This window comes from Priestia endophytica DSM 13796 (assembly GCF_900115845.1).
In the GTDB taxonomy this organism is placed as follows: Bacteria; Bacillota; Bacilli; order Bacillales; family Bacillaceae_H; genus Bacillus_I; species Bacillus_I endophytica.
The window spans coordinates 179,626-191,634 of the sequence record NZ_FOXX01000009.1 but is presented as its reverse complement, the minus strand read 5'-3'; the positions used below and the strand labels follow the sequence as shown (position 1 = coordinate 191,634).

Sequence of the window (12,009 nt, the reverse complement as noted above, 5' to 3'; positions counted from 1 at the left end):
CCGGTAGCACCCGTAGGTCCAGTCGGTCCAAGGTCGCCAGTAGCACCCGTAGGTCCAGTCGGTCCGGCATCGCCGGTAGCACCCGTAGGTCCAGTTGGTCCAAGGTCGCCGGTAGTACCTGTAGGTCCAGTTGGTCCAGTTGGTCCAGTCGGTCCAATCAGTCCGCCTGATGTAGCTAATAAAGCAACATCATCGACTAAAATATCGGCTGTTCCTAATTGAGGTCCAGTAATAATTAAAACAAAGGCTTGTGTGGCACCTGGGGGGGCTGGGGTTGTAGTTTGATAGATTTCAAGCCATGTATTAAGATTAACTAGAGGGATTCGGTTTACCGGAATATTTATGAAGAGGCCGTTTCCAAGCGAATTAAAAAAATTATCTAAATAAATAACTTGTATCTGTAGAGGAGCACTCGTGGTCCCTCCTGCTCTGGCCAAGGAAACGAGTAATTCAAAGGTTTCTCCTGGATTCACGGGAACAAGTTGCCCAATATAGGAATCAGTGAGTCCACTCTGTAATCTTGCTGAATGAAAATTGGAATGTGAAAATTGATTGGTCACCGTTGCATTGGAAAAAAACCATGGAGAAAGTGTTCCTGTTTCGAAACCTCCATTAACAATTAAATTCTGAATACTCATGTTGTCTATTATTCCTCCATTCTATTAAAAAGTAGCATTACTATTAAAGTAACACCGTTTATCCTATGTCTCTTCCTTAGAAATAGTGCGGGCACTTATCCTTTTTGATGTTTTTTTTACACATGAAGGGGAATGAGTAAAGTTCAATGACGGAGAGAAATTTTGAAAGACGCGATTTTCTCTTCATTTTTCTCATGTCTGAGTAGGGGAAAAGTTTGTTAAATCAGTCATGGACAAAATGGAAATTGACCTAGAGGACAAAAAACAGAAGACGCAGGTTCCTTGTTATTTAAGGGTTCCGCGCCTTCGTTATTTCTTTGAACATGTTTTATATCAGCTAGAATTGTATAAAAATTATTAATTAGATATAGAGTTATAGGAATATGCAAAATCTGATTTAATTAAAAGATTTAGTAGTCTAAAAACAATTAATTCGTTAGTGTTACTCCATTTAGAACATGATCCCATGTTGAATCGCTGTTAGGATCATTAGGAACGTTAACTACACATGTTCTGTCTAATCCCCAGTCCACTTCGGTAATTTCCTCTAAGTCCTCTGCTGGATTAAGGATAAGAACATTAAAACGCCCTTTTACCATGTGAGATAAAATAGATTGTAATTCGACTGCTTCATCATAGTTAGCTACCCATCTAACAAATAGAACAGATTCACTATTTATTACTTTCTTTAGAAATCTATATATTCGATAGTTTAGTGTTTTTTTAAAAGAAGGGTATGTTACAAGCCAACTCTGATCACCAATAATAGGGAAATCGTGAGCTGAAAAAATATTATAAACAGTATCTTGTATTACATAGGATTTTGTTGGTATTTGAATTTCTTTATCTGGAACAACAGGGGCTCCATCATGAGCATATACATAATCTCCTTTATCATTTACTACACGCATATTTTTAAGTTCCATAAATCCCTTAAAATTATTTTTGAACAATCTATTTACATCTGAAAGGAATGGAGAGTAACTCCAATCTAGTGGGCTTGATGTAAACCTTTTTAAATTAAGGCGTTGGAATTGAAGAGCTGGATTACAAGCACTTCCTAAACTAAATACAGCATCATAAGAGCCTTTAATATCCTGTAAGTTCAAGTTAATCATCCTCCTATTATTTTTTAAAAGGTCTTTTAATATAAAATGCTTAGTTGGTTGGAATTGTTTGGACAATTTATTTTAAAGTCTATATGAGGATTAGTACCCTATAGAAGCCATATCTTTATAAAAAAACTACAAAATATAAAAAGGATAAACAATGAAGTTTATCCTTAATGTGATGTTAGGATTCTTTTTAGAGAAAAGCCGATTATTAAACCAGGGATAACCCCCAACATTGGAAGCCATACGGGTCCTAATAAGAAACCAAACACTTTTAGTTTTGTTGAATACATAATCCCAACTGTAACGAAAAATCCCGAGAAAACAAACGGAAGATAGGAGAAGTGGCTCTTTCCACCACCTAAACTTTTAAAGGCATCCCACATTGAAAAAAAGTATAAACAAGGATAAAACATAAGCCATTGAAAATTTGTTTGAACAATTGCTGCATCTATTTGTCCCATAAAACTTAATCGAATGATTTCATTGAAATTTGCATTAACGTTTATTACCATCTCAAGGACAAGAAATAAAATTCCTTTAAAGAGCCTTCCATTTCATATTTGAGAAAAATCAGGTAAAGCTATACTCCACAATATACTCTCAACTATCTGTTCCTTTTTTTCATTCTTACTAAAATCCTTTATTTTTTGCCAAATCGTCATGATCTGTCGCTAGGGGAGGTTGCTCCATCCATTCATTTTCTATCAGTAAATTTACGCCGTCTTCTGCTAACACTGCAATATCGGTAATCATTTTCGCATAATTAGTTGCCAAATCCCTCCGTTGACATAATGACATAGCTTCACCATAATATCCAATAGCTGAAGAGAGCAGGCTAGATATTAAAAACATCATGAGTTTATCAGAAAAGGGAGGAACGGTTGAATCTGTTACCTCGGAATCAAACGTTCTAGGAATGTGCAAATCATCATCTGTTAACATTGAAGCTAGGATTTTGAAGTGTTCTTGGCAAACTGATCTAGCTCTTTTCATATATTTCCGAACATCTTTTGACTGAGCAACCTGGCTAAACCCCAACTCTAGAACTAGTTTTGTCAGTGTCTTTTGCATATTAAGGTAAGTACCACTAACTTCAACCGCACTGATCGGTCTACGTTTTCCAAGCCACCCTGTTAGATAACTTTGTTTTTTTACAAACTCAACTTTCTGATGATTGTTAAAAATAGGGGGTTTACTAATAATTCCTTTACTTACAAGCACACCAGTAGCTAAATCATACAATTCCACTGACTCAGAAATAACTTGTTTAAAGTATTTTCTTTGGTCCTCTCTAATTGCACAGCCAATAGCTCCTGTATATCTAGTCATACCATGGACAGACATGATTTGCATAAAAACAATAATATATGTATCTGTAAATAGAGCTGGTGCCTCTAGTGTGACATCCTCATCAGTAAATCCCTTTGGAATTGGGTAGTTTTCCTTTGTTAAAAATTCTTTTATCTTTTGAAGGTGGGTTTCCGATAACTTGAGGGCAAATTGAAGGACGTCACCTATTTCTTTATCCTCTACAGTATTAATGAAATAACGAATAATGCAATGTGATAAGCTATCATTGAGGTATTGTGACCAAAGGTTTGCAAGTTCCGAGGAACTCATCTTACCACTATGAGTAATGTTCTCCATTTTATTAACCTCCTGCAAATTTGTCTACGCTAGTATATCCCAATGGAGTTATATTATAATTTAGAACAAACTTCAGGAGTGGGCTCTACGTTTCATCATAATCTCATACGTAAGCATTTTTAGTTATTCATAATATTATGGATGTAGTAATAGCCTTTGTTGCTTATTGGTTTACTAAGTTCTTTTTGAAAGTAAGCAATAGAAGGTGAAGATTGCCTTATCTATAAAGAACAATGAAAGATTATTCGATATAACGAGTAATATGATGAGATTGGATTGTAAATTAATAAAGAAATATTACTTATTTTAGAATTTCGGTTTCTCCACAGTGACCACAGAAACTTCTCAAGTATCTATAATGAGAAAGAGACATAAATACTACAAAAAGCGATTGTAATATATAATATAGCTAGGTATGAATTTATCTGTAAGTGGAGGAGAGCTTTATGGAATGGCATCATTTTGAGTATTTTCAAATGCTTGCACGCACAGAACATATGACACAATCAGCGAAGCTATTATCAATATCACAGCCTGCGTTAAGTCGCTCCATTTCTCGGTTAGAGGAGGAAGTTGGTGTTCCGCTATTTGATAGGCAAGGTCGCTCTATTTCGTTAAATAAATACGGTCATCTGTTCTTAAAACGAGTCGAACGGATTATGAAAGAGTTCGAAGAAGGAAAGCGAGAGATACAAGCCCTTTTGGATCCTGAAGAAGGAGAGATTTCCCTCGGGTTTCTACATACACTAGGACCAAGTTATATCCCACGCCTTATTAGCTCTTTTAGAGAAGTGTATCCAAAAACAAAGTTTCGTCTTTATCAAAATAATTCTTACACTCTTCTTCGCCAGCTAGAAGAAGGGGAAATTGATATTTGTCTGCTTTCAAATATGGAAATTAAGCATCCCATTCACTGGCGAATTTTAAGGAAAGAAGAGCTCTTTCTCAGTGTTCCAACTTGTCACCGTTTTTCCCATTACGAAAGCATTTTATTAGAGGAAGTACGAGAGGAGAAATTTGTTCTTTTAAAAAAAGGATATTCGCTGCGCTCCATTACAGATCAGCTATTTGAGAAAGTTGGAATTATCCCAAACATTACCTTTGAGGGAGAAGAAGTTCCAACAATTGCGGGGCTGATTTCAGCTGGATTTGGAATTTCATTATTGCCTCGTTTACATAAACCGGAGGAAAGCAACGTTATCCAAATTCCTGTTCGTTCTCCAAAGTGTGAACGATTAATAGGGCTTGCCTGGAACGAAAAAACATACATGTCTGCTCCCACATTGAACTTAAAGAATTTTGTTTTAGAGTGTAAAAATGAGCTTTAAAATATAAAGCATTAACACTTTGTAATGAGTAAACTACATAAAGTATGAAAAGAGGTAGGCATGAGACAAAAAGGAGTTGTCCCGTCGGTGTTTTCAGGACGGCTAACATGCAAAAAGACCTTATCTACATAGATAAGGTCTTTTTGCATGTTCTTTTTTTATTTTTTATAAGCACAATATGGACGGAGTTTCACACCGATAATGCTTCCGATAAAGGCAGCAACAAACCAAAGCCAGCCATGCATGCTAAAGGAAGCAATTCCATCGAAATAGGCTCCAATGTTACATCCGAATGAAATACGAGCTCCATATCCCATCATTAATCCACCAACTAATGAACCAATTGTCATGCGAGTCGGCAGTTTAAATTGGACAGGCTTGCTGAAACGACCCGCAAAAGCAGCAGCAAGAAGTGCTCCAGCCATAAGGCTAATATCCATAACGGTTGTGACGTCCATATATAATGGACTTTCTAGTGAAGCAGCCTTTGCAGGATCCTGCCAGTATGACCATGTCTCAGGATTTGCCCCAAAAGCTTGGGTGATTTTTGAACCCCAAAGAGCAAAAGCAGATGTAATTCCCCAAGGCTTTCCTTGAATCATTAAGATAAGAGCGTTTAGAACGGCTAGCGCAACTCCACCTAAAATAAGTGGCCAAGGACCTTTAAAAATGACTTTCCATCCGTTCGTGTTTTCTCGTTTTTGAGGAATAAGTTTGCCGTGTTTACGTTTTTCAATCAAGATTGTCGCAAAGTAAACAATAGCAAGCATAATAAACTGCACCAGAAAACCTGTTATAACATTAAAATGTTCAATAAGAGAAATTGGCTGAAACTGCGGTGTATTCATCCACCAATTAAAATGAGTAGCAGCAATAACAGAGCCTGCAATAAATCCGATTAATGTTACAACCCCGTTCATATCACCGCCACCAATATGATACAGCGTACCTGATGCGCATCCATCCCCCATTTGCATTCCAATTCCGAAAATAAAGGCTCCAACTAATACAGACATTCCTACTGGAGACACATATCCGGAAATAGAATGACCAAACATGCTTCCTTTCAAAAGAAGCGGTAAAAATAACGCGTTTGCTACAAGCATCATAATCATTTGAGCACGAATACCTTCACCACGGCGGTGTAAAATAAATTGACGCCATGCAGATGTAAAACCAAAGCGGGCTTGATATAAGATAAAGCCTCCGACTCCGCCTAATACATATAAAAGCGATTGATTAAAAGATACTTTTGTATATAAGAAAATAGTACCGCCAATCAGGATGAGAAGTGATAAAACACTTAACCATGTATTCCGATTATTTGGGGTTTTCATTATTGTCTGAGTTGACGATACAGATTGATTATTAGCCATTGTTGCCAATGTAACCCCTCCTTTTTGTATTATAGTACAATAATTCCTATCGGGTTTCTAGTATTTAGAGTTAATTTATAGAATGTTAGTTAGTGGAAAAAGGATAGAATGATCAGGGAGATTTTATAACCTAATGTATACTTCAAATAGGAAAGCGTTATCAATATTTTGTACATTATTTGATAGGGGAGGTATAATAGCTTAAGAGCATGTGAAAGGGGAAAAGCGATGAAAACAAAGATTGGAGATGTAGCAAAGCTAGCTGGAGTTTCTCCCACAACGGTTTCTCGTGTACTGAATAACCGTGGATACATCAGTAAAGAAACAAGAGAAAATGTACATAAAGCCATGAGGGAATTGAACTACTTTCCAAATGATTTAGCACGATCATTATTTAATAAACGAACCAACTTAATTGGCGTTATCTTCCCAACAACAAGCAATCCTTTTTACGGAGAGCTTATTTTTCATCTAGAAAATATTTGTGCTGAACAAGGCTATAAAGTATTGCTGTGCAATAGCTTAAATAGTATAGAAAAAGAAGAAAAGTATGTGGAAATGCTTCTGCGCAATCAAGTGGACGGTATAATTGTTGGCACCCATAATCATGGAATTATTGATTATCATAAGCAAAATCTAGCTGTTGTTGCTGTTGACAGATATTTATCCGAGACGATTCCAATTGTAAGCTGTGATAATTATGACGGAGGAAGAAAAGCAACAGAACTACTCGTATCAAAACAGTGCGAATACATTATACATATTAACGGTCCGTCTGATATAGAAACTCCAGCGCAACAGCTTAGAAGAAAGGCATATGAGGACGTATTACACGAATGCGATAAAAAGCCCATTACATATGAAGTCCCTCAAACATTTGATCCAAAAAGTCAGGATGAGATCATTCAGCGAATTTTAGATGAACACCCACATGTAGACGGAGTTTTTGCAAGTAATGATTTGTTTGCGGCTTCTTTTATTCGTGAAGCAAAACGAAGAGGAAAGAAAATCCCGGGGGATGTTAAAGTTGTCGGATATGATGGAACCGAAACAGCGCGAACTTTATTACCTGAATTAACAACCATTCAACAGCCAATCTACTCTATTGCTCAAACAACTGTTGACATGTTGTTAAAAGGGATCAGCGGAGAGTTTCACAATATCAAAAGTGAAACAAAGCTACCTGTGACGCTTATCGAAGGTGAAACAACATAGGACATTGCCTAGAGGCAGTGTCCTATGTTGTTTTTTGAATAGTTAAATTAAAAATTTATGAAACCGGTTGACATATGAAACCGGTTGACATAGAATTATCTATGAAAGTGCTTTCAATAACAAACCATTCGTTTTTCATTCCTAATCAAAGGGGTTATCCAAATGAAAAGTTCAAAAATGTTGTATTGGAAGTTAAGTGCGTATTTCTTTTTCTTTTTCTTTACATGGTCTGCTAGCTATTCTCTCTTTTCCATTTGGCTTGGTCAAGAGATTAAATTGAGTGGGTCAGCAACTGGTTTAATTTTTTCTGTAAACGCTATCTTTGCTTTATGTATGCAGCCGATATATGGATATATATCAGACAAAATTGGCTTGAAGAAAAATATTTTGTTCTTTATTAGCCTTTTACTCGTATTTGTCGGACCATTCTATATTTTCATTTATGGGCCATTGCTTCAGTATAATGTTTTGCTTGGTGCAATTGTAGGAGGGATGTACTTAGGTGTTTCATTTTTAGCTGGAATAGGAGCCATCGAATCGTATATTGAAAAGATCAGCCGAAAATATGAGTTTGAATATGGCAAATCAAGAATGTGGGGATCATTAGGATGGGCTTCAGCTACATTTTTTGCAGGTCAGTTATTTAACATTAATCCTAATATTAATTTCTGGATTGCTTCTGGGTCGGCAATTATTCTTGTCTTCATTATTTTGTCTATAAGAATAGAAATGACAACGTCCGAAGTCGAGAAAGCCCAATCTGTTTCTCTGAAAGACGCAGGTCAACTCTTTCTTTTAAAAGATTTTTGGTTTTTAATGCTTTATGTAGTAGGTGTAACTTGTGTATATAGCGTATATGATCAACAATTTCCAATCTACTATGCGTCTGTTTTTCCAAGTGAGGCATTAGGGAACCAAGTATTTGGATATCTTAATTCTGTTCAGGTATTTTTAGAAGCGGGAATGCTGTTTTTAGCTCCGTTTATGGTAAATAAACTTGGCGCAAAAAACAGCTTACTATTAGCAGGATTTCTAATGGCCTTTCGAATTATTGGCTCAGGGCTTGTGATGGGGCCAATCGGGATTTCTTCGATGAAGCTTATTCACGCTTTAGAGCTACCAATTATGTTGATTGCCATTTTTAAATATTTAGCAATTAATTTTGATACTCGTTTATCATCCATTTTATACCTTGTTGGCTTTCAATTTGCGTCACAAGTAGGGGCGGCTATTTTATCGCCTATTTCAGGGATATTGTATGATTCCATTGGTTTCCGATACTCTTATCTTGTAATGGGAACAATGGTGTTAGGTTTTACGATTATATCCATCTTCACATTGCTAGGTTCTAAGCATACTAGAGGAATACCTCAAGGTAGGAAAAATATAAAAAGAGTAGTATAGGAGGAAGCAATATGGTAATAGATCACAAACTTCAAAAAGCTGAAGAAGCCATCAAAAAAACAACACAAAACATAAATCCTCGGTACCGGTTAGGTTATCATATTATGGGGGAAGGGAACTGGATCAACGACCCAAACGGTTTGGTTCAATACAAAGGAGAGTATCACGTTTTTTATCAGCATCATCCATATGATGAAAACTGGGGTCCTATGCACTGGGGACATGTAAAAAGTAAAGATTTAGTGAACTGGGAATATGATCCGATTGCGTTAGCACCTGGTGATGAATATGATAGGGACGGCTGCTTTTCAGGAAGTGCTGTTAACAATGAAGGAGAGCTAACCCTTATTTATACAGGTCACAATTATATTAATCAAGAGGAAGACACTTTTTATCAAACTCAAAATATTGCGGTCAGTACAGATGGAGTAGTGTTTGAGAAAGTAGGTCAAAATCCTGTTATTGCTCATCCTCCTGAAGACAGCGCTCATCATTTCCGCGACCCGAAAGTATGGAAGCATAATAATCAATGGTATATGATTGTTGGAAACTCAACAAAGGATCAAACAGGAAGAGTTATTTTATATAGATCTCAAGATTTAAGAAAATGGGAGTATGTTGGGGTTCTTGCTCAAAGTGATGGCACACTAGGATATATGTGGGAGTGTCCAGACTTTTTCGAGCTACAGGGAAAGCATATCCTGTTAATTTCTCCACAAGGAATAGAATCTAAAGGAGACGATTATAACAATCTCTTTCAAACAGGTTATTTTGTTGGCGAATATAACTACGAAAAAAATAAGTACGTAAAAGGTGAGTTTCTAGAATTAGATCACGGCCACGATTTTTATGCCGCTCAAACGCTAGTAGATGAGAAAGGCCGTCGCATTGTGATTGGTTGGATGGATATGTGGGAAAGCGAGATGCCCACAAAACAAGACGGATGGTGTGGAGCATTAACCATTCCTCGAGAGCTAACCATTGGAGAAAACGATACTGTTTTTATGAATCCGGTAGAAGAGATGATAGAATTGCGTCAAACGAAAAGAGTAGAACTTGAAAACGCAAGCCTTTCAGATTATCATTTAGCAAAGGAAAACAGTAGTTTGCTAGAGATAAAAGCAGAGTTCGATTTAACAGATTGTAAGGCAGAATCAGTTGGGTTAACTGTTAAAGGTGTTGAAGAAGAGGAAGTTGTCATTACCTATCATATTCGAGACGAAAAGCTTTCTCTAGACTGCTCTAAAATGGGCAAGAAGGAAGATGGAGTGAGAACAACAGAGCTTGTGAATGATGGGAAGCTTACCCTACGTATTTTCCTTGATCGATCCTCAATCGAACTGTTTGCAAACGATGGGGTGAAAACAATGACGAGTCGTATATACCCAAAGGAAGAAAGATTAGGCGTGATGTGCTTTGCAAACAAAGGTGAGGTAAAAGTTAAAGAATTTATGTATTGGAAATTGAAAGATATTTGGAAGTAGAATAAGCGTGAGCAAGCGCAAGCTTGCTCACAAAATTGAGGTGTACATAATGAGCAAAATTTTCTGTATTGGTGAAACATTAATTGATTTTATTCCGGTTCAAAAAGAAAAGAGTTTAAAAGAAGTAGTTGGTTTTGAACGCGTAGCAGGCGGAGCACCAATGAATGTCGCGATTGCAGCGGCAAAGTACGGCTGTGAAGCTGTTATGCTAACAAAAATGGCAAATGATCATTTTGGGGATCATATTATGGATGTTTTACAAAAAGCAAATGTTGATACGTCTTATGTTGTTCGGTCGGATGAAGGGGAGACAGGTCTTGCTTTTGTTTCGGTAGACGGATTTGGCGAGAGAACGTTCAACTTTTATCGGCAAAACGCAGCTGACCTTCTTTTCTCAGAAGAGGAGATCGATGGCGAATGGTTTAGTGGAGAAGACTTTCTTCATTTTTGCTCTGTGGACTTAGTTGACAGTCCAATGAAAATCGCGCACAAAAAAGCCATTAAGGAAATGAAAGAAAAGGGCGGAATTATTAGCTTCGATCCAAACGTGCGCCTTCCATTATGGCCTAATGCAGAAAGCTGCCGTAAAGCAATTTTAGAATTTTTACCGCTCTCTCATATTGTTAAAATATCGGATGAAGAGCTTTCGTTTATTACGGGCATAGAAGATGAAGAAGCGGGCATTAAGGCGCTTTTCACAGGCGATGTAAAAGTTGTTGTCTATACAAAAGGTAGACACGGTGCTTCCATTCATTTTGAAAATGGTGAAACGTATGAAGGACAAGGATTTAAAGTAACGGTTGCTGATACAACAGGTGCTGGAGATGCTTTTATTGGCGGCTTTTTATCAGAGCTTTCACAGCATGGAATTACAAGTGAGAACTTGGTTGAACAAGTAAGAGCACATCATGAAGAGCTTCTTACTTTTGCAAATGCAAGTGGGGCGCTAACGGCATCTGTCAAAGGAGCGATTCAATCTGCTCCAGGAAAAGAGCATGTATTAAGATTTATTGAAACACGAAAAACAGAAGTATAGGAAAATAATATCCCCGTCTCTTTGTAGAAAGAGGCGGGGGTTATTATGTAAAGTCTACTCTACGTCTGGTGCATCCTTAAAGACAGTACCATTTGTATCCTCAATCACAACGTCGGATTGAACTCTATCTAAGCCAATAGCGATAAAAGAATTCTTTTCGTCTGAGCGATTGTAGAACGTTTTGACCTTAATTACGGTAGTATTTCCTTCTTCTTCTACGTCTGGAACCTCTATATTATCTCCCGCTATTTCTTCCCCTAAAGACAAGACAACGACTTGTTTAAATGCTTTATAGCCTTGGATTGTTGGATCATTTTGGAGAAGTTGCAGATATGACTCTTCTTCGGTTTTCTATTTTCTTTACAAAAACGTAAGTTAATAAATATAGTGCTAATCCCACTACTAATCCAAACAAAAACATAATAAAAAACAAGTGTTTTCTCCTCCCTCACTTTTCGACAAAAGTCGAATGCACCTTTAAATGGACCATAACTTCGTCAAAATTGGCAAACTCAAACGGGAACAACACGCCTTTAAGATGCTGATCTAGGAGTATTTTAGCTAAAGAAGCTGTTACAATAGCTGTTGTTTTATAATCTGACGAAGCAGAAAGGGAGAAAGTTTGGGTAGAGGGTTTCCCATTATATTTTTCATAGTATTCCTCTAAGTAAGTTATTAGAGTAATAGAGATGTGAAAAGGAATACAGCAATGAAAGACGAACCCGTTTTAATTAGTATCAATCCTGTAGTAAAGAAATAATATCGC

At 36.9% G+C, this 12,009-nt stretch carries 10 protein-coding genes and 1 pseudogene; 5 read left to right on the top strand and 6 right to left on the bottom strand.

The genetic code is table 11. The features are described 5' to 3' along the window. From BM012_RS17385 to BM012_RS17370, 4 genes and pseudogenes are all read right to left on the bottom strand, one after another. Window positions 1–638, bottom strand: a 638-nt coding sequence (locus tag BM012_RS17385) for an NTTRR-F1 domain (protein WP_139210370.1), incomplete at its 3' end; no start/stop codon positions are given. A 428-nt stretch (window positions 639–1,066) separates the two neighbouring features. Further along, the gene (locus BM012_RS17380) at window positions 1,067–1,756 is read right to left on the bottom strand and encodes a DUF1796 family putative cysteine peptidase (protein ID WP_074842855.1); all 690 of its coding nucleotides are present in this window, start codon (window positions 1,754–1,756) and stop codon (window positions 1,067–1,069) included. 164 nt (window positions 1,757–1,920) lie between these two features. Next, window positions 1,921–2,415, bottom strand: a pseudogene (locus tag BM012_RS17375) (hypothetical protein). Further along, window positions 2,384–3,400, bottom strand: a complete 1,017-nt coding sequence (locus BM012_RS17370; protein ID WP_061805900.1) for a DUF3231 family protein — start codon at window positions 3,398–3,400, stop codon at window positions 2,384–2,386. Before BM012_RS17370 ends, BM012_RS17375 begins: the two are co-directional and overlap by 32 nt. Before the next feature lie 446 nt (window positions 3,401–3,846). On the opposite strand from BM012_RS17370, the gene BM012_RS17365 reads away from it, so the two are divergent. Then, window positions 3,847–4,728, top strand: a complete 882-nt coding sequence (locus tag BM012_RS17365; protein WP_061805899.1) for a LysR family transcriptional regulator — start codon at window positions 3,847–3,849, stop codon at window positions 4,726–4,728. Between the two features lie 158 nt (window positions 4,729–4,886). On the opposite strand, the gene BM012_RS17360 is transcribed toward BM012_RS17365, so the two are convergent. Continuing rightward, a complete protein-coding gene (locus BM012_RS17360; RefSeq protein WP_113714356.1) occupies window positions 4,887–6,065 on the bottom strand; it encodes a YeeE/YedE family protein in 1,179 nt (392 codons plus the stop codon). Window positions 6,066–6,332: 267 nt separating this feature from the next. Between BM012_RS17360 and BM012_RS17355 the strand changes: the two genes are divergently transcribed. The 4 genes from BM012_RS17355 (at window position 6,333) to BM012_RS17340 (ending at window position 11,243) form a co-directional block, all read left to right on the top strand. Then, window positions 6,333–7,319 (top strand): LacI family DNA-binding transcriptional regulator, encoded by a 987-nt coding sequence (locus BM012_RS17355; RefSeq protein ID WP_061805898.1) that lies wholly within the window; start codon window positions 6,333–6,335, stop codon window positions 7,317–7,319. 162 nt (window positions 7,320–7,481) lie between these two features. Next, complete coding sequence (locus BM012_RS17350) at window positions 7,482–8,723, top strand: MFS transporter (protein WP_061805897.1); 1,242 nt, start codon at window positions 7,482–7,484, stop codon at window positions 8,721–8,723. 11 nt (window positions 8,724–8,734) lie between these two features. Continuing rightward, window positions 8,735–10,207 carry a glycoside hydrolase family 32 protein gene (locus tag BM012_RS17345; protein ID WP_061805896.1) on the top strand — a complete coding sequence of 491 codons (1,473 nt, stop codon included), beginning with the start codon at window positions 8,735–8,737 and terminating at the stop codon, window positions 10,205–10,207. A 49-nt stretch (window positions 10,208–10,256) separates the two neighbouring features. Then, on the top strand, window positions 10,257–11,243 hold the full coding sequence (locus BM012_RS17340) for a carbohydrate kinase family protein (RefSeq protein WP_061805943.1): 987 nt from the start codon (window positions 10,257–10,259) through the stop codon (window positions 11,241–11,243). Window positions 11,244–11,297: 54 nt separating this feature from the next. On the opposite strand, the gene BM012_RS17335 is transcribed toward BM012_RS17340, so the two are convergent. Next, entirely contained in the window at window positions 11,298–11,510 is a 213-nt protein-coding gene (locus tag BM012_RS17335; RefSeq protein WP_061805895.1) for a hypothetical protein, read from the bottom strand. Between the last annotated feature and the right edge of the window lie 499 nt (window positions 11,511–12,009).